Below are 21,801 nucleotides of genomic sequence, written 5' to 3'. Positions count from 1 at the left end.
GCTCGGTCACTTGGCCGTCTCCTCGTTCTCGTTACCGGCCTCTACGGTCGCTTCCTGCTCCGGGTCCTCGGGCACCTCGGCGTCCGGGGCCTCCTGCGGGGCCTTGGGCTCGTAGACGAGGACCGCGCGGTTGTCGGGGCGCAGGCGGGCCTTGGCGACCTCCTGGACCTCCTCGGGGGTGATCTCCAGGACGCGCTGGACGGCGGTGAGGGCGAGCTGCGGGTCGCCGAACAGGACGGCGAACCGGCACAGTTCGTCCGCGCGGCCGGCGACCGTGCCGAGCCGGTCCAGCCACTCGCGCTCCAACTGCGCCTGGGCGCGCTCCATCTCCTCCGGCGTGGGGCCCTGCGCGGCGAACCGGGCCAGCTCCTCGTCGATGGCGGCCTCGATGACCGGCACCTCCACGTCACCGGAGGTCTTCACGTCCAGCCAGCCCATCGAGGGCGCGCCGGCGAGGCGCAGCAGGCCGAAGCCGGCCGTGACCGCCGTACGGTCGCGGCGCACCAGCCGGTTGTACAGGCGCGAGGACTCGCCGCCGCCGAGGACGGTCAGGGCGAGGTCGGCCGCGTCGCACGCGCGCGTGCCGTCGTGCGGGAGCCGGTAGGCGGCCATCAGGGCGCGCGCCGGGACCTCCTCGACGACGACCTCGCGCTTCTGCTCGCCGATGACCTCCGGCAGGGAGCCGTCGCGGGGGGCGGGCTTGCCGTCGTGCGCGGGGATCGAGCCGAAGTACTTCTCGATCCAGGCGAGGGTCTGCTCGGGGTCGATGTCGCCGACGACGGAGAGCACCGCGTTGTTCGGCGCGTAGTAGGTGCGGAAGAACCGGCGGGCGTCCTCAAGGGTGGCCGCGTCCAGGTCCGCCATGGAGCCGATCGGCGTGTGGTGGTAGGGGTGGCCCTCCGGGTACGACAGCGCGGTCAGCTTCTCGAAGGCGGTGCCGTAGGGGACGTTGTCGTAGCGCTGGCGGCGCTCGTTCTTCACGACGTCCCGCTGGTTCTCCATGGACTCGTCGTCCAGGGCGGCCAGCAAGGAGCCCATGCGGTCGGCCTCCAGCCAGAGCGCAAGCTCCAGCTGGTGGGCGGGCATGGTCTCGAAGTAGTTGGTGCGCTCGAAGCTGGTGGTGCCGTTCAGCGAGCCGCCGGCGCCCTGCACCAGCTCGAAGTGACCGTTTCCCTTGACCTGTGCCGAGCCCTGGAACATCAAGTGCTCGAATAGGTGAGCCAGGCCGGTACGCCCCTTGACTTCGTGCCGGGAGCCGACGTCGTACCAGAGGCAGACCGCCGCCACCGGGGTCAGGTGGTCCTCTGAGAGCACCACGCGCAGACCGTTGGCCAGGCGGTGCTCGGTCGCTGTCAGGCCCCCGGAGCCTGCCTCGGCTGTGGTCGTGTGACCCATGGGCATGTACGTCCCTTCGCGAGCGGAGGCGGTTGTGCACACCGCGGTTTTCCTGCCGTTCCTGCCACTGTATGCAAAGCGTGCGGGCCCTCGGCGAAGTTCCCGCCGGGCGTACGCCGACAGCGGACCGTACGGCCCGCGAAAAGGCCGTCCGCGGTGGCGGGCGAGGCCGGGGCGACCGGGTCGCGGCACGGGTTGTCAGTGCCACGGTCCACAATGGTCCGCGTCAGATCCTTCAAACGCTTCAGTAGCAAGGAGCCGGCACCGATGGCCCGCCGCAGCACGAAGACCCCGCCGCCCGACGATTCGTACGAGGAGAAGATCCTCGACATCGACGTCGTGGACGAGATGCGTGGCTCCTACCTCGAGTACGCCTACTCGGTCATCTACTCGCGCGCCCTGCCGGACGCCCGCGACGGCCTCAAGCCGGTGCACCGCCGGATCGTGTACCAGATGAACGAGATGGGCCTGCGCCCCGACCGCGGCTACGTGAAGTGCGCGCGCGTCGTCGGCGAGGTCATGGGCAAGCTGCACCCGCACGGCGACGCGTCGATCTACGACGCCCTGGTGCGCATGGCGCAGCCCTTCTCCATGCGCGTGCCGCTCGTCGACGGACACGGCAACTTCGGCTCGCTGGGCAACGACGACCCGCCGGCCGCCATGCGGTACACCGAGTGCCGGCAGGCCGAGGCGACCAGCCTGATGACCGAGTCGATCGACGAGGACACGGTCGACTTCGCGCCGAACTACGACGGCCAGGAGCAGGAGCCGGTGGCGCTGCCGGCCGCGTTCCCGAACCTGCTGGTCAACGGCTCCTCGGGCATCGCGGTCGGCATGGCGACGAACATGCCGCCGCACAACCTCGGCGAGGTGATCGCGGCCGCCCGCCACCTCATCCGGTATCCGAACGCGGACCTGGACGCGCTGATGAGGCACGTTCCGGGTCCGGACCTGCCCACCGGCGGCCGGATCGTCGGTCTGGACGGCATCCGGGACGCCTACGCGACGGGCCGCGGCACCTTCAAGATCCGCGCCACGGTGTCGGTGGAGCCGGTGACGGCCCGCCGCAAGGGCCTGGTCATCACCGAACTGCCCTTCACGGTCGGCCCCGAGAAGGTCATCGCGAAGATCAAGGACCTGGTCAACGCGAAGAAGATCCAGGGCATCGCCGACGTCAAGGACCTCACGGACCGCGAGCACGGCCTGCGCCTGGTCATCGAGATCAAGAACGGCTTCGTGCCGGAGGCGATCCTGGAGCAGCTGTACAAGCTGACCCCGATGGAGGAGTCCTTCGGCATCAACAACGTGGCGCTGGTGGACGGCCAGCCGCTCACGCTGGGCCTGAAGGAGCTGCTGGAGGTCTATCTCGACCACCGCTTCGACGTCGTCCGGCGGCGCAGCGAGTTCCGCCGCGGCAAGCGCCGCGACCGGCTGCACCTGGTCGAGGGCCTGCTGACCGCGCTGGTCGACATCGACGAGGTCATCCGGCTGATCCGCTCCAGTGACAACTCCGCGCAGGCCAAGGAGCGCTTGATGGGGCGCTTCGCGCTGAGCGAGGTGCAGACGCAGTACATCCTCGACACGCCGCTGCGCCGGCTCACCAAGTACGACCGCATCGAGCTGGAGGCGGAGAAGGAGAAGCTCACCGCCGAGATCGCGGAGCTGACCCGGATCCTGGACTCGGACGCGGAGCTGCGCAAGCTGGTCTCGGCCGAACTGGCAGCGGTGGCGAAGAAGTTCGGTACCGACCGGCGCACGGTCCTGCTGGAGTCCGCGGGCGCCCCGGTGGCCGCGGTGCCGCTGCAGGTGGCCGACGACCCGTGCCGGGTACTGATGTCCTCGACGGGCCTGCTGGCCCGTACGTCGACCGTCGAGCCGTTCCCGCAGGAGCCGGGCGCGAAGCGGGTCAAGCACGACGTGATCGTCTCGGCGGTCCCGGCGACCGCGCGCGGTGAGGTGGGCGCGGTGACCTCGGCGGGCCGCCTGCTGCGGATCAACGTGGTCGACCTGCCCCAGCTGCCGGAGACGGCGACGGCCCCGAACCTCGCCGGTGGTGCGCCGCTCGCGGAGTTCGTCTCCCTGGAGGGCGACGAGACGGTGGTCTGCCTGACCACGCTGGACGAGTCGTCCCCGGGCCTCGCGCTCGGCACCGAGCAGGGCGTCGTCAAGCGCGTGGTGCCCGAATACCCTTCCAACAAGGACGAGTTGGAGGTCATCACCCTCAAGGAGGGCGACCGGATCGTCGGGGCGGTGGAGCTGCGCACCGGCGAGGAGGACCTGGTCTTCATCACCGACGACGCGCAGCTGCTGCGCTTCCAGGCCTCCGTGGTGCGTCCGCAGGGCCGCCCGGCGGGCGGTATGGCGGGCATCAAGCTCACCGAGGGCGCGAAGGTGATCTCCTTCACGGCGGTCGACCCGGCCGCCGACGCGGTGGTCTTCACGGTGGCGGGCTCGCGCGGCACGCTGGACGACTCGGTGCAGACGACGGCCAAGCTGACCCCGTTCGACCAGTACCCGCGCAAGGGCCGGGCCACGGGCGGCGTGCGCTGCCAGCGGTTCCTGAAGGGCGAGGACTGCCTGTCGCTGGCCTGGGCGGGCCCGGCTCCCGCGCGCGCGGCGCAGAAGACCGGCAGCCCGGCCGACCTGCCGGAGCTGGACCCGCGCCGCGACGGCTCGGGCACGTCGCTGCCGAAGACGGTCGCGGTGGTCGCGGGGCCGGTGTTCTAGTACGTGCGGGCGTCGGGTTCTTCCTCGGTGCCCTGGACGTAGCGCAGGACGCCCCACATGCCGTGCTCGTCGGCGTGCGGGGCGTCGCTCGCGCACCCGTGCAGTTCCTTGTCGAGGGCTTCGCTGTCGATGCCGGAGCCGATCAGCACGAGCTGGGTGCGGCGGGCGTCGCCGGCCGGCCAGGGCTCGGGGTAGAAGCGCAGGAACCGGCCGACGGAATGCACGGCGTAGCGGTTGAGCACGTCGTTCGCTCCGAAGTCGACGTACCCCTTGATCCGGTACAGCCCGTCGGGACGGCTGTCCAGGAACCGCATGAGCCGACGCGGGTCCATCGGCGTGCCGGAGGCGAAGGACAGGCTGTCGTAGCCGGTGTGCAGGTGCCCGGTGTGTGGGTCGTCGGTGTGCTGGTGCAGGTCGTCGAAGGAGAGCTGTCCGATGCGCTCCTCACTCGGCCTGCAGTCGAAGAGGAATTCCGGGTCGACGCGGCCGTAGGTGGCCGGGACGACGGCGGCGCGGTCGGTGAGGGACCGCACGAGGCCGAGCACTCGCTCACCGTCCGGGGCCCGGTCGAGCTTGTTGACGACCACGAGGTCGGCGAGGGTCAGGTGCCGGTCGATCCCGGGGTGCCGGGCCCGGGTGTCGTGGAACTCGGCGGCGTCCACGACCTCGACGAGACCGCCGTAGACGATGCCGGGGTGCTCGCTGGCCAGCACCATCCGCACGAGTTCCTGTGGCTCGGCGAGCCCGCTGGCCTCGATGACGATCACGTCGACGCCGGTGCCGGGGGCGGCGAGCCGGTCGAGGTAGACGTCGAGTTCGCTCGCGTCGACGGCGCAGCACAGGCAGCCGTTGCCGAGCGAGACGGTCGAGTCACCGAGGGCACCGGCGACGGCCATCGCGTCGATCTCGATGGCTCCGAAGTCGTTGACGATGGCCCCGATCCGGCTGCCGCCGCTGCGGTGCAGCAGATGGTTGAGGAGTGTGGTCTTTCCCGAGCCGAGGAATCCGGCGAGTACGACGACGGGGATCTGCTGGGGGGTACTGCTGTTGCCCAACGGGCGCCCTCTCTCCTGGGGACCGGCTGCCGGACCAGGATAAGAGCGGCGCCCCGGGGCCGGGCTCACGGCTGGGCGGGCACCGCCACCGGGGGCTCGGGTCCGACATAGCGGGCGACGGGGCGGATGATCTTCGGATCGGCCGCCTGTTCCAGGACGTTGGCGCTCCAGCCCACCACGCGGGCGGCGGCGAAGGTGGGGGTGAACATCTCGCGGGGCAGGCCGCACAGTTCCATGACCACCCCGGCGTAGAACTCGACGTTGGTGTGGAGTTCACGGCCCGGCTTGAGCTCGGCGAGGATCGCCTCGACCTTCCGCTCGACCTCCACCGCGAACGCCACGCGCGGTCCACCGAAGCTCTGGGCGATCTCCCGCAGCATCCGTGAACGGGGGTCCTCGGTGCGGTAGACGGCGTGTCCGAACCCCATGATGCGGTCGCCCCTCAGCACCCGCTCCCGGATCCAGGAGTCGATCCGGTCCGGGGTGCCGATGGCGTCCAGGGTGTCCAGGGCCCGGCTGGGCGCGCCGCCGTGCAGCGGTCCGGACAGGGCGCCCACGGCTCCGGTCAGGCAGGCGACGACGTCCGCTCCCGTGGAGGCGATGACGCGCGCGGTGAAGGTGGACGCATTGAATCCGTGATCAATGGTGGAGATCAGGTATTGCTCGACCGCACGGGCCCGCCGCGGCTCCGGTTCCTCGCCGGTGAGCATGTACAGGTAGTTGGCCGCGTACGTGAGGTCCTCGCGCGGCTCGACCGGGTCGAGGCCCTGCCCGAGCCGGTACAGCGCGGTGAGCAGTGTGGGTACGGCGGAGCAGGCGGCCAGGGTGTCGGCGCGGCGCCGACCGGCGTCGATGTCGTACACCGGCCGCATGCCCTGTGCCGCGCCCAGCAGCGACAGGGCCGTGCGCAGCCCGGACAGGGGGCCGGAGACGCGGCTCGCGGCGGCGATCGCGGGTAGCGCGGCGCGGACTCCTCCCGGCAGCCGGCGCAGCGCGGCGGTCTCGGCCGCGAAGGCCGCCCGGCGCTCCGCGTCCGGGAGGGTGCCGTGGACCAGGAGGTGCCAGACGTCCTCGAAGCCGCGGGTCCGCGCGAGTTCGACGGCCGAGTACTGGCGGTAGTGGTAGAAGCCCTGCCGTCCCCGGACGTCACCGATCTCGGTTTCGGTGACGACGACGCCCGCGAGGCCACGCGGGGCGTCGATGAGCGGGGCTGGGGTCCTGTTGATGGACATGCTTACCTCCCTGGACTTGATCCGACTGTCCATGCTTGACTTCTTTGGTGTCAATATTGATTCGATCAATATTTCCCTATCAAGGTGTGCAGAGACCGCTACGGTGATCCTCATGCGCGATCACGAACCCCTTCCCGGCCGCTCCGGGCGAAGGCTGACCACCAAGGAGACCGCCGAACTGCTCGGCGTGAAGCCCGAGACGGTCTACGCGTACGTGAGCCGCGGTCTGCTCAGCAGCAGACGCGAGCCCGGAGGCCGGGCGAGCACCTTCGAGGCGAAGGAGGTCGAGGCCCTCGCGCGGCGCAACCGGCGCGAGGCGGCCGGCACTCCGGGCTCCGGCGGCGACCTGTCGGTGCGCACCCGCATCACGCTGATCGAGCAGGACCGGTATTTCTTCCGTGGCGTCGACGCGGCCGAACTGGCCACCCGCCACTCCTACGAGGAGGTCGCGGAGTGGCTGTGGACGGGCCGGCCGGCCCCAGGGGTCACGTTCTCCGCTCCCGCCGCCACGGTCGAGACGGCCCGCCGCGCGGTCAACGCCCTGTCCGAGCACGCCGCCCCCACCGACCGGCTCCGGGTGGCGGCGATCGCGGCGGCGGCCGAGGACCCGCTGCGCTTCGACCTGTCCGAGGACGCCGTGCTGAACACCGCGCGGATCCTCATTCCGACGCTCGTCGCCGCGCTGCCACCAGCCCTGCACGACCGCAGGGACGATGGCCCGCTGGCCCGCCGCCTGTGGAGCCGGCTGACCGGGCGGCCCGCCGACGAGGCCTCCCTGCGCGTCCTGGACACCGCGCTCGCGCTGCTCGCCGACCACGACCTGGCCGCCTCCACGCTCGCGGTCCGGGTCGCCGCCTCCGCCCGCGCGCACGTCTACGCGGCCGTCTCGGCCGGGCTCGGCGTCCTGGAGGGCCCGCTGCACGGCGCCGCGAGCGGCGGAGCCCACCGCATACTGCTCGACGTCCTCGACCAGGGCACGGCGGTCCCGGTGATCGCCGACGAACTACGCGCGGGCCGCCGCGTCCCCGGGCTCGGCCACCGGCTGTACCGCGGCGAGGATCCCCGCGCGCGTGTGCTTTTCAGCCTGCTGGAGCAGGTACCGCGCGCGGAGTCCGCACTGCTCGCGGCCCGGGACATCGTCGCGACGACCGCCCGGCACGCCCCGCTGCACGCCAACGTCGACCTGGCCCTGGCGGTGTTCACGGCGTCCAGCGGCATGCCTGCCACGGCCGGCGAGACCATCTTCGCCGTCGCCCGGACGGCGGGCTGGATCGCGCACGCGCTGGAGGAGTACGGCGAACGCCCGCTGCGCATGCGCCCCGTCGGTCACTACGTCGGGCCGCGCCCCCCGAGGCCCCTGCCGGACCAGGCCGAGCAGTCTCTGCCGGAGTAGGCGCGCCACCCTGCCGGGTCGGCCGCCGGCCCTTGCCGGGGCAGGCCCCCAGCTCCTTCCGGAGCAGACCTGCTGCTCCTGCCGGGGCGGGACACGACGGCGGCCGGAGCGCCCCACACGGAGTCAGGTTAGGCTCACCTCTGTGAGTAGGTGCGCGACCGTGTCCCGGAGCCTCGACGAGCCCGTTTCCGGTACGGCGGCCACGGCGACGACGTGGCTGCTGCTGGAGCAGCCCGGCCCGTGGGGAGCCAAGGCGCTCACTTCGAGCCACCTGGACCCACGGCTGGGCCGGGCACTGCAACAGGCGGCCGAGGGAACGGGCGTCCGCGTGGCCCTCATCCGGCGCCCCGGCCGCCACGCCGACTGCGGCACGCCGGCCCAGCGGCAGGTGTACGCAGCCCACACCGTTCCGGGAAACGTGTGGCTGCACAGCGCCACCGTGCGCGATCCGGGCCGGCTGCTCGGCCTCGACTTCGCCGCCCTCGGCACGGGCGACCACGGCTCCTTCGGTGCCGCGCTCGGCGGACGACCGCACCGGGGCGACCCGCTCGCGCTGGTGTGCACCAACGGCAAACGCGACCGCTGCTGCGCCCTGCTGGGCCGTCCCCTCGCCGGTGAACTGGCCGCCTCTGGAGTGCACGGCGTCTGGGAGGTCACCCATCTGGGTGGACATCGCTTCTCGCCGACGGTCCTCGTCCTGCCGTACGGCTACGCCTACGGCCGCGCCGAGGCGCACACCGTCAAGGAGGCCCTGCACGGCGTGCAGGAGGGCCGCGTGGTGGTCGAGGGCTGCCGGGGGTGCTCCGCCTGGGAACGGCCCGGCCAGGCGGCCGAACTGGCCGTCCGGACCGCGACGGGAGAGGACCGCGCGGGCGTGTTGAGCGTCGTGAGGACCGACGGCGGGACCTCGCGCTGGGACGTCACCGTCGCGCACGCCGACGGGCGGCGGTGGCGGGTCGGTGTGGCCCAGGGGGCGTCGCTGCCGCCGCGCGCGGAGAGCTGCGGCGCGGAGGTGCTCGGCACACCCGCGCGGATGGACGTGCGGACGGTGGTGGAGCTGCGGCCGGCACCGGCGCGCTGAATCGTCTCTTCCGGGGATCTCCCCTCAGGAGATCTCCCAAGAATCGGTCAAGAGATCCCCACCACATCCTCTGGGGCGTGTCGGGCCTTCCCGCGTAACGTCGTGCCATGAGCCCCACTGCCCCCGCACGCCGTCTGCGCCTGGGTCTGCCGCGACGGGTGTTCTCCCAGGTGCTGCTCATGCAGGTGGCGATCGCGGCGGGAGTGGCGGTGCTCGCGACCGGGCTGTTCCTGGCGCCGCTGAGCAAGCAGCTCGACCAGGAGGCGATGCGCCGCGCGCTGGCCATCGCCCAGACCACGGCCCAGGACCCGCAGATCGCCGAGGGCGTGCGCGACACGGCGCCGGCCCCCGACGGCCCGGTGCAGAAGGAGGCCGAGCGGATCCGCGAGGCCACGCACGCCGAGTACATCGTGGTGATGGACCGCCGGGGCGTGCGCTGGTCGCACACCACCCCGGCGGAGATCGGCGCGCACGTCTCGACCGACCCCCGCGCGGCCCTGGCCGGCAAGCAGGTCATGGAGATCGACGACGGCACGCTGGGCCGCTCGGCCCGCGGCAAGGTGCCGTTGTACGACGCCGACCACCGGGTCGTCGGCGCCGTCTCGGTCGGCATCGCCTACGACAGCGTGCGGGCGCGGCTGATCAGCGCGATCCCGGGGCTGTTCGCGTACGCCGGCGGCGCTCTCGCGGTGGGCGCGCTGGCCGCCTGGCTGATCTCCCGCCGGGTCCAGCGGCAGACCCGCGACCTGGCCTTCTCCGACATCTCGGCGCTGCTCGCGGAGCGCGAGGCGATGCTGCACGGCATCCGGGAGGGCGTGGTCGCCCTCGACCACGGCGGCCGCGTCCGCCTGTTCAACGACGAGGCGCGGCGGCTGCTGGGCATCGGCGACGAGGCGATCGGCCGAACGCCCGACGAGGCGCTCGGCGAGGGCCGTACGACCGACGTCCTGGCCGGCCGGGTCACCGGCACCGACCTGCTCACCGTGCGCGGCCAGCGCGTGCTGGTCGCCAACCGCATGCCGACCGGCGACGGCGGCGCCGTGGCCACCCTGCGCGACCGCACCGAACTGGAGCGGCTGGGCCGGGAACTGGACTCCACGCGCGGGCTGATCGACGCCCTGCGCGCCCAGGACCACGAGCACGCCAACCGCATGCACACCCTGCTCGGGTTCCTGGAGCTGGAAATGTACGACGACGCCGTGGAGTTCGTCGGCGAGGTGGTCGGCGACCACCGGGTCACCGCCGAGCAGGTCACGGAGAAGATCCAGGACCCGCTCCTGGCGGCGCTGCTCGTCGGCAAGGCGACCGTGGCGGCCGAGCGCGGTGTCGCCCTGTGGGTGGCGGAACGCACCCGGCTGCCGGACCGGCTGATCGATCCCCGGGGTCTGGTCACGGTCGTCGGCAACCTGGTCGACAACGCCTTGGACGCCGTCGCGGGCACGCTCCACGCGCGCGTGGAGGTCGAGTTGCGCACCGAGGGCCCAACGGTCGTCCTCCGGGTGCGCGACACCGGTCCCGGGATCCCCGCGGATCAGCGGGATCTGATCTTCACCGAGGGCTGGTCCACCAAGGAGCCGCCCGCGCACGGCAAGCGGGGCATCGGGCTCTCGCTGGTGCGCCGGCTGGCCGAACGCCAGGGCGGCAGCGCGACGGTGGGCCCCGCGGACGGCGGCGGCGCCGAGTTCACGGTGATCCTGCCCGAAGCGCTCACCGAGCCGGAACTGGAACTGGAACCGGCCCGCGCGGATCCGGCGCGGCCGGCTCCGGAACACCTCCCACCGCTGCCGAGGAGATGACGCGATGATCGAGGTCCTGGTCGTGGATGACGACACGCGCGTCGCCCGGGTCAACGCCGCCTACGTGGCGAAGGTCCCGGGCTTCCGCGTGGCCGGCGAGGCGCACAGCGCGGCCGAGGCGCTGCGCCAGGTGGAGACGCTGCCCCGGCTGGACCTGGTCCTGATGGACCACTACCTGCCGGACGACACCGGGCTCGCGGTCGTCCGGGAGCTGCGCCGGCGCGGCCACCAGACGGACGTGATCATGGTGACGGCGGCGCGGGACGTGTCGACCGTGCAGGCGGCCATGCGGCACGGCGCGCTGCAGTACCTGGTGAAGCCGTTCGCCTTCGCCGGGCTGCGGAGCAAGCTGGAGGCGTACGCCGAGCTGCGGCGCACCCTGGACGGCGGCGGGGAGGCCGAACAGGCGGAGGTGGACCGCATCTTCGGAGCCCTGTCCGTGCCGTCGGAGCCCGGCCTGCCCAAAGGCCACTCCCCCACGACGGCCGAACTGGTGCGCCAGGCACTGATCAACGCCGGCGACCCGCTGTCCGCACCGGAGATCGCCGAGCGGACGGGCGTGAGCCGGCAGACCGCACAGCGCTATCTGAAACTGCTGGAGCGGACGGGACGGGCCCGCCTCACTCTCAAGTACGGCGACGCGGGCCGCCCGGAACACCGTTACGTGTGGGCGACCCGCGGCTGAACGGGCGTCCTCGGCACGCTACTTGACGGCCTTGACGAACTCGGTCGTGTATGTCTTGCTCAGGTCGACCTTGGCGTGCTTGATGTTGGGGTTGAACGACTTGAGAACCTTCTCGACGGTCTCGGGACCGCCCTCGGGCATCACGCCGTCCTTGGTGAACATCGGCAGGGTGCTCTTGATGGCCTGTGCGTAGAGCGCCTTGTTGCCCTGGGAGTAGTCGGCGGGCATCTTGGCGGCGATCTCGTCGGCGCTGTGGGTGGACATCCACGTCAACGTCTTGACGAAGGCATTGACCAACTTCTGGACGGTGTCCTTGTGTCCATTCACCCAGTCCGTCTGCATGTACAGACTTGACGACGGGTACGGCCCGCCCAGCGCCTCCTGCGACCCCTCGGGGGTGCGCATGTCGAGCAGGATCTTGCCCGCCTTCTTGTCCAGGATCGTCGCGACGGTCGGGTCGGTGGTCATTCCGCCGTCGATCGCACCCTTCTGCAGGGCCGCGATGAAGGTCGGGCCGGCTCCCACGGCGACCGAGCTGAACTCGCTGACGTTCACGCCGTTCTTGACCGCCAGGTACTTGGTGAGGAAGTCGGTGGAGGACCCGAGCCCGGTCACGCCCAGCTTGCGGCCCTTGAAGTCCTTGGGCGAAATGACGCTCCCCGCCGCCTTGTTGGAGACGACCTCGACCTCGCCGGGGGCGTGCGAGAACTGCACGACCGACTCCACCGACTTGCCCTTCACCTGCAGGTCGAGGGTGTGGTCGTAGAAGCCGACGGCACCCTGCACCTGGCCGGAGACGAGCGCGGTCTCGGCCTGGACCCCGGCGGGCTCGCTGAGGAGTTGGACGTTCAAACCCTCCGCCTGGAAGTAGCCGAGGCGCTGGGTGAGCATCGCGGGCAGGTAGATGACCTTGTCCAGGCCGCCGACCATGATCTTGACCGACTCGCCCTTACCGGCGCCCCCGCCGCTGCCGGCGTCGGCTGTGGAACCGGCCGCGTCATTGGCGCAGGCGGTGAGCGAGGAGAGGGCGAGCAGTCCGGCGGCGGCCAGGGAGGCGTATCTGGGGGTCTTGCGCATGGTGGTGTCACGTCCTTGTGAGAAGGCGGTGCGGGCAAGGCGTGGGGGTGGTCCGGGGAAGGCCGTCAGGTATCGGAACCGGTGGGCTTCCAGCGGAAGATGCGGCGCTCGGCGAAGGTCAGCAGTCCCTCGGCGACGAGGGCGACGACCGCGAGGATCACCATGGCGGCATAGACGCCGGCCGCGTTGAAGGTGTTCTGTGACTGCGAGACGAGCAGGCCGATGCCCTTGGTGGCACCGATGTACTCGCCGACGATGGCGCCGATCAGCGCGAAGCCGAAGCTGACGTGCAGGCTGGTGAAGATCCAGGACGTTGCCGACGGGATGACCACCTGGAGGGTCACCCTGCGGTCGCCGGCGCCGAGGATGCGGGCGTTGGCCACCAGGTTGCGGTCCACTTCCCGCGCGCCCTGGAAGGCGTTGAAGAACACGGGGAAGAAGACCAGCACGACGGCGGAGGCGACCTTGGAGGAGGGCCCGAGGCCGAACCAGATCAGGAAGATGGGGGCGAGGACGATCCTGGGTATCGAGTTGAGCACCTTGATGTATGGACCAAGCACCTCGGCAAGCAATCTGATCCGCCCGAGCGCAATACCGAGCAGCACACCGGCGACCACACCGATGACCCAGCCGAGCAGCGCCTCGTAGAGCGTGTACCAGATCTGCTCGCCCAGGGAGCCGAGCGCGGTGCCGTGCGTCACCCAGGTCCAGATCTGGTCCCAGATCCTGGAGGGCATCGAGAAGTTGAACGGATCGATGACCTTGGCCCGGGACAGCCCCTCCCACAGGCCGAGGACGGCGACCAGCAGCACCACGCGCATGGCGCTGACGAATACCTTGCGGCGGCGGGCGGCCTGGGCGCGGGTCTGCGCGCGGTCGGGGACCTTGGCGGTCTCGACGGCCGGTGTGCTGAGAACCTCAGGCGACACGGGTGGCACCCCTCTCGCGGGTGATGCGGACCTCTTCGCCGAGCGACTCCCAGATCTCGCGGTAGATCTCGATGAACCGCGGCTCCAGACGCACCGTTTCGACCTTGCGCGGTCGCGGCAGGTCGATGTCGAAGACCTGCTTCACCGTCGCGGGTCCGGCGGTCATCACGACGACCCGGTCGGCGAGCGCGATGGACTCCTCCAGGTCGTGGGTGACGAAGACGACGGAGGCACCCGTGCCTTCCCACAGCTCCAGCAACTCGTCCGACATCAGCGCCCTGGTCTGGACGTCGAGCGCGGAGAACGGCTCGTCCATCAGCAGGATCTCGGGGTCGTTGACGAAGGTGGCTGCGAGGGCGACGCGCTTGCGCTGACCGCCGGAGAGCTGGTGCGGGTAGCGATCCTCGAAGCCCGCCAGTCCCACCCGGGCCAGCCAGTCCCTCGCCTTCTCCTTCGCCTCGGCCTTCGACAGGCCACGGAAGCGCGGGCCCGCCATGACGTTGGACAGGACCGTACGCCAGGGGAAGGTGGCGTCCTGCTGGAAGACGAAGCCGACCTTGTCGCCGACGCCGTGGACGGGCTCCCCCGCCACCAGCACCTCACCCTCGCTGGGCTCCTCCAACCCGCTGACCAGCGTCAGCGTGGTGGACTTGCCGCAGCCGGTCGGCCCTACGACGGCCACGAACTCCCCGCGTCCCACGGTGAGGTCCAGGCCGCGCACGGCCGTGTGCAGTCCCCCGGACGGGGTTCTGAAGGTCTTGCTCGCGCCCCGCAGCTCGATGGCGGGGCTGGTGTCTGCGCTCATGGCCCGGGACGGTAGGTGTGTCTCCGGCCACCGCAGGAGTCTTGTGGGCACAAGCCGTTCTTTTGCTCGCAAGAGCCTGTTGTGCTCATTTTGCTCGCGCTACAACTGCGGAGCCGAACACGGGTTTGACGCCCGGTCGGCCTTGAAGGAGAGGCCTGATGATTGACGTCCTGGTCGTGGACGACGACTTCCGCGTTGCTGAGATAAACGCCAAGTACGTGGGAAAGGTTCCCGGGTTCCGGGTGGCCGCTCGCGCGCACAGCGCCGCCCAGGCCTTGGCCACCGTCGAGCGCGGCAGCGTCGACCTGGTCCTGCTCGACCACTACCTTCCGGACCGGACCGGCCTCGACCTCGTCCACCGCATGCGGGAGGAGGGCCACGGCTCCGATGTCATCATGATCACGGCGGCCAGCGAGGTGACGACCGTCCAGCAGGCGATGCGCCTGGGCGCCCTGCACTACCTGGTCAAACCCTTCACCTTCGCCGCTCTGCGCGCCCGTCTCGAGTCGTATGCGGCCCTGCGCCGCACCGTGGACCGGGTCGGCGGTCACGGCCTGACCCGTCAGGAACAGGTCGACCGGATCTTCGGGGCGCTGCGCACGTCTCCCGCACCGCCCGCGCCCGGCCTGCCGAGCGGGCACTCGGAGCCCACCACCGACCTGATCTGCGGCGTCCTGCACCGCGCCGACCAGCCGCTGTCGGCCCACGAGGTGGCCACCAGGACCGGCCTGAGCCGCTCCACGGCCCAGCGTTACCTCCGCCACCTGGAACAGGCCGGCCGGCTGCGGCTCACCCTGAAGTACGGCGACACCGGCCGTCCGGAGCACCGGTACGCCTGGGTGGCCCCGTAGCGGCCCCCGTCGTGACACTAGTGCTGCATTCCTCTTTAGCTGGGTATATGTCCTGGTGGCGGGGTAGTTGTGGGTGCTCGGGGGCGGGTACTGGGCGTCGGTTTTATGGGCACGACCGGAGCGTGATGAGGACGAGCGGGCTGTCGTTCGTCGGCTGGCGCGGGCGCGGAAGGCACCGCGGGATGCGGTGATGCGAGCCCGGATGATCGAGCTGAGCTGGTCGGGGCTGCGGGTGCCGGCGATCGCCGTGGAGCTGGACTGCAGCCAGAAAACGGTTCGCTGCTGGCTGCACCGCTTCAACCGATCGGGCCTGCAGGGGACTGGATGATCTGGGCGGGCAGGGCCGCAAACGACGGATCACCGAGCAGGAGCGATCCCGGATCATTTCCCTGGTCAAGACCGTGCCGCCGGGGCGGCTGCGGTGGGAACCTGTCGGGGAACTGTGGGCCTTCGACGAGTCAGGGCCGTCCGAGTGGACGCTGGATTCTCTGGCCGCGGCGGCGCGGGCCGAAGGGATTGAGGTGGGCCGCTCGCAGGTGCGCCGCATCCTGCTCGCCGAGGGCGTGCACTGGCGCCGCACCCGGTCCTGGATGCGGTCGAAGGACCCGGACTTCGTCCCAAAAGGACAAGGATCACCGGCCTCTACACCCACCCGCCCGACGACGCGATGGTGATCTGCGCCGACGAGCTGGGGCCGGTGATCCCCCGGACCTTCCCGCCTGCACCCGCCTGGTCACCCGACGGGCACCGGATCAAATCCGAGCTCGACTACAGCCGCGGCCCGGAGAAGACCTGGTCTACGGAGCCTTACGGGTCCGGGACGGCCAGCAGATCACCATGACCGCTTCCTCCCGCAACAGCGTGTTCTACCAGCGATTTCTACAACAGGTCGAGGACGCCAACCCGACCGGGGAGATCTGGATCGTCACCGACAACCTGTCCAGCCACAACAGCCTGTCCACCCGGATCTGGCTCGAGGACCATCCCCGCATCCGCCACGCCTTCATCCCCGTCGGCGCGTGCTGGCTCAACCTGCAGGAAGGCTGGTGGCGCATCTTCCGCAAGACCGCCCTCGCCGGTCGGTCATTCGCCACCCCCGACGACGTCGCCCAGGCCACGACCCTCGCAACCGACCAGCTCAACTCCCGTGCCCGTCCCTGGATCTGGGGTCGAACCGCACCACCAACCCGCTCTCTACGACGCCGATATGTGTACCTTCTTTGAGGAATGCAGCACTAGACGGCGCCCGCGCCGGTCAGTGACCGCACCTCCGTCTCGGCGTACTTGCCCTCGTCCGCGATCTCGTCGGAGGTGACGGTGCCCAGCCAACCGGCCACGAAGCCGAGCGGGATGGAGACGATGCCCGGGTTCTGCAGCGGGAAGTACTGGAAGTCGACGCTCGGGAAGAGCGAGTCCGGGCTGCCGGAGACCACCGGGGACAGCAGCACGAGCCCGAGCGCCGGAATCAGCCCGCCGTACACGGCCCACACCGCGCCGCGGGTGGTGAAGCCACGCCAGAACAAGGCGTAGAGCAGCACGGGCAGGTTCGCCGACGCGGCGACCGCGAAGGCGAGGCCGACGAGGTAGGCGACATTGAGGTCGCGGGCCAGCAGGCCGAGCGCGATCGCCGCGACGCCGATGCCGAGCGCCGCGAAGCGTGCCACCGCGACTTCGCCCCGCGGCTCGCGGCGCGCCCGGCGCAGTGATGCGTACAGGTCGTGCGCCACGGACGCCGACGAGGCGAGAGTGAGGCCGGCGACCACGGCGAGGATCGTGGCGAAGGCGACGGCGGCGACGACCGCGAACAGAACCGTTCCGCCGGTGGAGCCCGCGCCGCCGCCCAGGTCGAGGGCGAGCAACGGCACCGCCGTGTTCCCGGCCGGGTTCGAACGGCGCACCGCGTCCGTCCCGACCACCGCGGCCGCCCCCAGACCGAGCACGATCGTCATCAGGTAGAAGCCGCCGATCAGGCCGATGGACCACACGGCGGAGCGACGGGCGGCGGGCGCGGTGGGCACCGTGTAGAAGCGGGACAGGATGTGCGGCAGCCCCGCCGTGCCCAGTACCAGGGCGAGGCCCAGGCTGATGAAGTCGAGACGGGCCGTCCAACTCCCGCCGTACTTCAGGCCCGGCGCCAGGTACGCCCGGCCGTGACCGCTGCGTTCCGCCGCCGTGAGCAGCAATCGGTCGACGTCGCCGTGGAAGCGCAGCATGACGAGCACGGTCAGCGCGACCGTCCCGCTCAGTAGCAGCACCGCCTTCACGATCTGGATCCACGTGGTGGCCCGCATCCCGCCCAACGCCACATAGACCACCATGAGCGCGCCGACCCCGACGACCGTCCAGGCCTGGGCCGCCCCGCCCGTCCGCCCCAGCAGCAGCGCCACCAGACTGCTCGCCCCGACCATCTGCGCCACCAGGTACAGAACGGACACCGTGACCGAGGACGTGCCCACGGCGATCCGCACCGGCCGCTCACTCATCCGCGCGGCCACCACGTCGGCCAGCGTGAACCGCCCGCAGTTGCGCACCAGTTCCGCCACCAGGAACAGCACCACCAGCCACGCCACCAGAAAACCCACCACGTACAGCAGCCCGTCGTACCCGTAGAGCGCGATGAGCCCGGTGACCCCGAGGAAAGAGGCCGCCGACATGTAGTCGCCCGCGATGGCGAAACCATTTTCCATCGGGGAGAACAGCCGCCCGCCCGCGTAGAACTCCTCCGCCGAACCGCGCCGCCGACGGCTCACCCACGTCGTGATCCCCAGGGTGACGGCCACGAAAGCGCTGAACAGCAGCAGCGCCAGAGTCTGATGATCACCGGTCACGAGGCGCCTCCCCGCGCGTCGCGGGTCAGCTCCTGGGTGTCCCAGCGCAGCTCCAGCGCCGCCCGGTCCCGTCGCAGCCGCGCATGCCGGGCGTAGGCCCAGGTGAGCAGGAACGTGGTGAGGAACTGTCCGAGCCCGGCCAGCATCCCCACGTTCACGGCCCCGGCCACGGGCCGCGCCATGAGTCCCGGCGCGGTCGTGGCGGCGACCACATACCCCCCGTACCAGACCAGGAACGCGAAGACTCCCGGCACGACGAACCGCCGGTACCTGCTGCGCACCTCCTGGAAGGCCGCACTGCGCTGCACCTCCACGTATACGTCGCGGACATGCACCGCCGGCCCGCGCCGCTCGCCGCGAGCGGACGGTACCCCCGGCGCCGGCCTGCCCGCGCCGTCCAGCGCGGACCAGCCGGAGGCCAGCCCGTCGTACCAGGGGTCCTCGTACGTCATGTCACGCGAGGGCACCCGGTGATCTTGCTGGTTCCCGGACGAACTCTCGGGGCCCTCCCCGGCTCCGCGGGCACGGCCGTTGCTTGACTGCATGCCCCAGGATGAGCAGACCGGGAAGACCTCTGGCTCTTCTTCACCCGGCTCTTCACCCCATCAGGTGACTCACTGCGTGGGCGGCCTCACCAGGCCCTTGCTGTAGGCATAACGCACCGCCTGCGCCCGGTCCTTCATGCCCGTCTTGGCGAAGAGATTGTTGATGTGTGTCTTCACCGTCGCCGTCGACACATGCAGCTTGCGGGCGATCTCCTGATTGCTGAGCCCGTCGGCGATCAGCAACAGGACCTCGGTCTCGCGCGCGGTCAACCCGTCGGGCGCGGCCTCGGCTGCGGCGGGCGGGACGGGCTCGGGCTGCGACAGCCGCTCCAGCAGCCTGCGCTGGACGCTCGGCGACAGCCCCGCGTCCCCCGACAGCACGCTCTCCACGGCCCGGACGATCTCGTCGCCGCCGGCGTCCTTGGTCAGATAGCCACGGGCACCGGCCCGCAGCGCGGGGAACAGCGACTCGTCGTCCGCGTACGTGGTGAGCACCACCACCTGGGTCCGGGGATACTGGGACCGGATCCGCCGGGTGGCCTCCACTCCGTCGCAGCGGGGCATCCTGAGGTCCATCAGAACGACGTCCGGGTCGAGTTCCGCGACCAGTCGGACCGCCTCCTCACCATCCCCCGCCGCACCGACGACCTCCACGCCGGGCAGCAGCCCGAGCAGCATCACGATGCCTTCCCGGACAACGGTCTGGTCATCGGCGACCACCACCCGCGCAGGCTTCTTCTCCCCCTCCACCTCGGTCATACCGGCACCTTCAACGTCACCACGAACCCCTCCTCGTCCGGCCCCGCGTCCAGCGAGCCGCCCAGCAGCTCGGCCCGCTCGCGCATACCCAGCAGACCGTACCCGCCCCCGGACGCCGTCAGTTCGCCCGGCAGCCCGCCCGAGTCCCGTACGCTCAGCGTCACTTCGTGGTCGCCGTAGTCGAGTCGCAGCCGCACCTTGGCACCCTGGGCGTGCTTGCGAATGTTCGTGAGCGCCTCCTGCGCGACCCGGCGCACGGCCTGGGAGGCCTCGGCCGACAGGGGCCTGCGCTCACCCGTGACAGTGACCTCCGCGCCGACGGTTCCGCTGACAAGTTCGCTCAGGAACTCCTCCAGCGGGGTCAGTTCGCCCCGCAGCGCGGACAGTGCCTGCCGGGTCTCCGCGAGGCCGTCGCGGGCCATGCCGCGTGCGGCCACCACCCGTTCCAGGATCCGCTCGCGGTCGGCGCCGTTCTCGATCAGCAGGCGTGCGGCCTCCAAGTGCACGAGCTGAGCCGAGAGGCTGTGCGCCAGCACGTCATGGATCTCGCGCGCGATCCTGGCACGCTCCGCCAGCGCCGCGGACTCGGCCTCGGCGGCCCGGGCGGCCCGCTCCTGGGCGAGCAGCCGCTGAGCGCCGCCGCGGGCTTCCGCGTCCAGCCGCAGGACGTATCCGGCGAGGGCCATGCCGGCCACCGTGGCGGCCGTGGTCAACCAGACGTCGTTGTTGAACGCGGAGTACGACGCCAGGGCCACCGATGTCACGGGCAGGGCCGCCGCGAGCGGCAACCGCTCCAGGGCACTGACTCCGCAGCCGCACCAGATGACCAGGGCCGGTCCTCTGAAACCCGCGGCCTCGCCGGCGACCGCGATGGCCAGGAGTACCCCTATGAGCGCGAGGGAGGGAACCAGCCGGTGCTGGTAGGTGGTCCGGAAGAAGGCCCACGAGACCAGACCGGCGAGAAGGACTGCCGCCGCCGCTGCGAGCGCCCCCCACATTCCGACGTGCCTCTGGTTGAACGCGCCCCACAGGAGCAGGGCGAGCACAAGGACCCTGACGGCCCAGGCGAGCATCCGCCGGGGCCGGCTGACTCCCGCTCGGCCGAGCGCCTCTCGCGACGGCCAACGGGTCCAGACGGTGTCCGTCATACGCGCTCCCTCCAGGCCGACCGCATGCCGTCACCGTACGCCGGTGCAAGACGGGTCGCGGTACCGAGGGACTGGGCGCGCCAGACCAGGACCCCGCCGCGCACCAGCAGCGTGCCGGCGAGGCCGAGCATCAGGGCGGCGCTGTCCTGGTGCACGCCCAGCGCGGCGCCGACGGCATAGACACCGATTCGCAGGGCTATGCCGACGGCCCACACGGCGCCGCTCGCCATACTGCTCTTGGTCCACACGACGCCGTCCGGAGCCGTCCAGACGCGGGTCGTCCAGGCCCAGCCGGCACCGGTCGCCAGCCCGATCAGCAATTCCACCGCAAGCAGTGTGGCGGACTCCGCACGGTGGTGGGCGTCGAGGATGCCGGGCTCGCGCAGCGCGACCACCCCGAGGATCACGGGGATCAGCCACCAGCGCCGGTCGGTGTTGATCGCGCGGGCGCGGAACTGCCGCACGATCACTATGGCGACGACGGCCACGATCACCAGCGCGTTGACGAGCCCGGACATCAGAGCCTCCGTGAGCGAGAAAAAGGTGCCGGAGCAGCTGCTGCCGACACCAACGAAGCTACGGAAAATCGCAGGTCCACAGATCGGAGCGGAGGTGGATCACGGGTGGAATCCCCAAGCGGCTCCTCTCCACCCACGGGTGTAGACGCCGGGCAGGAGAGGCGAAGGTACGAGCAGGGCAGTGGTGCGAGCAGCGCAGTGGAGAGTCGGCATGGGAAGGGGCAGAGCCGGTCCGGCAGGGGAAGTGCGGACGGGGAGCTGGAGGAGGCAGGCTGCGGCCGGTGAGGTGGGGCGCCGTCGGTTCACGGCTCGGGGCGGGGTGCTGCCAGCGGTCCCGCTGACGACGTGCGGCATCCGCTGCGGCAGCGAGCCGCAGCGGATGGGGAGAGATGCGGCCGGGCGGGGTCCCCGCCCTCGGCCGTCGACCGGACGGGACATCGACGCGAGCGGGGCGCGGCGCACGGCCGAGGAGACCCGCACCCCCGCCGCCCCAAGGCGCGCACGGCGACATCGGTTGGCAGAGGCCGCACACACCGCACCGGTCAGTCTCAGACGCGCATCATCACTCCGAGCGCCCCGAATCCGCCCAGCCGCCACCGCCGCCTCCGCCACAGACCGGTCACGCCTCAATGCCCACCGCCAGCCGGACCCTCCTTCAACAGCCAACGCCAACCGGTCACGCTCGCACCGGTCACACGCTCAGCGGCCACTGTCAGCCGGCAACGTGCCCTACGGCCACCTGAGACCGGCACCTGACACGACCAACGCCCACCGGCCCCAGCCACCGGCCCCAGCCACCAGCCACCAGCCACCAGCCACCAGCCACCAGCCACCAGCCACCAGCCAGACCCAACCGCAGCACACCGTCGCTCCGACACGAGCGGCCCACGGCCCTCTGCTTCCGGCCCGACCCGGCAAGCCGGCAGGTGCCCGCCCCGCCTGCGCACTCGCCAGGACGGCCTCTCCGGCCGCCCGGC

The 21,801-nt window shown here is 71.2% G+C and carries 20 protein-coding genes; 9 read left to right on the top strand and 11 right to left on the bottom strand.

The features are described from left to right. Window positions 1–6: 6 nt before the first annotated feature. Window positions 7–1,401: a M16 family metallopeptidase gene (locus ACZ60X_RS04530; protein ID WP_469593223.1), complete on the bottom strand. Its 1,395-nt coding sequence runs from the start codon at window positions 1,399–1,401 to the stop codon at window positions 7–9. Window positions 1,402–1,662: 261 nt separating this feature from the next. On the opposite strand from ACZ60X_RS04530, the gene ACZ60X_RS04525 reads away from it, so the two are divergent. Further along, complete coding sequence (locus ACZ60X_RS04525; protein ID WP_469593221.1) at window positions 1,663–4,122, top strand: DNA gyrase/topoisomerase IV subunit A; 2,460 nt, start codon at window positions 1,663–1,665, stop codon at window positions 4,120–4,122. Here the strand turns inward: ACZ60X_RS04525 and ACZ60X_RS04520 are convergent. Next, window positions 4,119–5,177, bottom strand: a complete 1,059-nt coding sequence (locus tag ACZ60X_RS04520) for a CobW family GTP-binding protein (protein WP_469593219.1) — start codon at window positions 5,175–5,177, stop codon at window positions 4,119–4,121. The genes ACZ60X_RS04525 and ACZ60X_RS04520 overlap by 4 nt on opposite strands. Window positions 5,178–5,242: 65 nt before the next feature. Next, window positions 5,243–6,409, bottom strand: a complete 1,167-nt coding sequence (locus ACZ60X_RS04515) for a citrate synthase/methylcitrate synthase (protein WP_469593217.1) — start codon at window positions 6,407–6,409, stop codon at window positions 5,243–5,245. A gap of 112 nt (window positions 6,410–6,521) precedes the next feature. Here ACZ60X_RS04515 and ACZ60X_RS04510 point away from each other — a divergent pair, with 112 nt between their 5' ends. The 4 genes from ACZ60X_RS04510 to ACZ60X_RS04495 all read left to right on the top strand — a co-directional run bounded on the left by ACZ60X_RS04510 (window position 6,522) and on the right by ACZ60X_RS04495 (window position 11,364). Beyond that, a complete protein-coding gene (locus tag ACZ60X_RS04510) occupies window positions 6,522–7,802 on the top strand; it encodes a citrate synthase (protein ID WP_469593214.1) in 1,281 nt (426 codons plus the stop codon). 142 nt (window positions 7,803–7,944) lie between these two features. After that, a complete protein-coding gene (locus ACZ60X_RS04505) occupies window positions 7,945–8,883 on the top strand; it encodes a sucrase ferredoxin (protein WP_469593212.1) in 939 nt (312 codons plus the stop codon). A 107-nt stretch (window positions 8,884–8,990) separates the two neighbouring features. Then, window positions 8,991–10,679 (top strand): sensor histidine kinase, encoded by a 1,689-nt coding sequence (locus tag ACZ60X_RS04500; protein ID WP_469593210.1) that lies wholly within the window; start codon window positions 8,991–8,993, stop codon window positions 10,677–10,679. 4 nt (window positions 10,680–10,683) lie between these two features. Next, entirely contained in the window at window positions 10,684–11,364 is a 681-nt protein-coding gene (locus ACZ60X_RS04495; protein WP_469593207.1) for a response regulator, read from the top strand. An 18-nt stretch (window positions 11,365–11,382) separates the two neighbouring features. Here ACZ60X_RS04495 and ACZ60X_RS04490 read toward each other — a convergent pair whose 3' ends face one another. The 3 genes from ACZ60X_RS04490 to ACZ60X_RS04480 all read right to left on the bottom strand — a co-directional run bounded on the left by ACZ60X_RS04490 (window position 11,383) and on the right by ACZ60X_RS04480 (window position 14,175). After that, on the bottom strand, window positions 11,383–12,441 hold the full coding sequence (locus tag ACZ60X_RS04490) for an ABC transporter substrate-binding protein (protein ID WP_469593205.1): 1,059 nt from the start codon (window positions 12,439–12,441) through the stop codon (window positions 11,383–11,385). Between the two features lie 65 nt (window positions 12,442–12,506). Next, window positions 12,507–13,370: an ABC transporter permease gene (locus tag ACZ60X_RS04485; RefSeq protein ID WP_469593203.1), complete on the bottom strand. Its 864-nt coding sequence runs from the start codon at window positions 13,368–13,370 to the stop codon at window positions 12,507–12,509. Next, the gene (locus tag ACZ60X_RS04480) at window positions 13,360–14,175 is read right to left on the bottom strand and encodes an ABC transporter ATP-binding protein (protein WP_469593201.1); all 816 of its coding nucleotides are present in this window, start codon (window positions 14,173–14,175) and stop codon (window positions 13,360–13,362) included. Before ACZ60X_RS04480 ends, ACZ60X_RS04485 begins: the two co-directional genes overlap by 11 nt. 158 nt (window positions 14,176–14,333) lie before the next feature. Between ACZ60X_RS04480 and ACZ60X_RS04475 the strand changes: the two genes are divergently transcribed. From ACZ60X_RS04475 to ACZ60X_RS04460, 4 genes are all read left to right on the top strand, one after another. Then, window positions 14,334–15,026: a response regulator gene (locus tag ACZ60X_RS04475; RefSeq protein WP_469593198.1), complete on the top strand. Its 693-nt coding sequence runs from the start codon at window positions 14,334–14,336 to the stop codon at window positions 15,024–15,026. A 190-nt stretch (window positions 15,027–15,216) separates the two neighbouring features. After that, window positions 15,217–15,354, top strand: a complete 138-nt coding sequence (locus ACZ60X_RS04470; protein ID WP_469593196.1) for a helix-turn-helix domain-containing protein — start codon at window positions 15,217–15,219, stop codon at window positions 15,352–15,354. Beyond that, entirely contained in the window at window positions 15,347–15,700 is a 354-nt protein-coding gene (locus ACZ60X_RS04465) for a hypothetical protein (protein WP_469594371.1), read from the top strand. Before ACZ60X_RS04470 ends, ACZ60X_RS04465 begins: the two co-directional genes overlap by 8 nt. Window positions 15,701–15,863: 163 nt before the next feature. Beyond that, on the top strand, window positions 15,864–16,250 hold the full coding sequence (locus tag ACZ60X_RS04460) for a transposase (protein ID WP_469593194.1): 387 nt from the start codon (window positions 15,864–15,866) through the stop codon (window positions 16,248–16,250). A gap of 11 nt (window positions 16,251–16,261) precedes the next feature. Here ACZ60X_RS04460 and ACZ60X_RS04455 read toward each other — a convergent pair whose 3' ends face one another. From ACZ60X_RS04455 to ACZ60X_RS04435, 5 genes are all read right to left on the bottom strand, one after another. Beyond that, on the bottom strand, window positions 16,262–17,854 hold the full coding sequence (locus ACZ60X_RS04455) for a solute symporter family protein (RefSeq protein WP_469593192.1): 1,593 nt from the start codon (window positions 17,852–17,854) through the stop codon (window positions 16,262–16,264). Further along, entirely contained in the window at window positions 17,851–18,399 is a 549-nt protein-coding gene (locus tag ACZ60X_RS04450) for a DUF485 domain-containing protein (protein WP_469593190.1), read from the bottom strand. Before ACZ60X_RS04450 ends, ACZ60X_RS04455 begins: the two co-directional genes overlap by 4 nt. A 69-nt stretch (window positions 18,400–18,468) precedes the next feature. Beyond that, window positions 18,469–19,158, bottom strand: coding sequence for a response regulator transcription factor (locus ACZ60X_RS04445; protein ID WP_469593188.1), 690 nt, complete (start codon window positions 19,156–19,158; stop codon window positions 18,469–18,471). Next, a complete protein-coding gene (locus ACZ60X_RS04440; RefSeq protein ID WP_469593186.1) occupies window positions 19,155–20,306 on the bottom strand; it encodes a sensor histidine kinase in 1,152 nt (383 codons plus the stop codon). The genes ACZ60X_RS04445 and ACZ60X_RS04440 overlap by 4 nt, the downstream gene beginning before the upstream one ends. Further along, window positions 20,303–20,824, bottom strand: a complete 522-nt coding sequence (locus ACZ60X_RS04435) for a DUF1453 domain-containing protein (protein WP_469593183.1) — start codon at window positions 20,822–20,824, stop codon at window positions 20,303–20,305. Before ACZ60X_RS04435 ends, ACZ60X_RS04440 begins: the two co-directional genes overlap by 4 nt. Window positions 20,825–21,801: the final 977 nt, after the last annotated feature.

The organism is Streptomyces sp. NPDC104106 (assembly GCF_055584345.1).
This window is presented reverse-complemented; position numbering and strand designations above follow the sequence as displayed.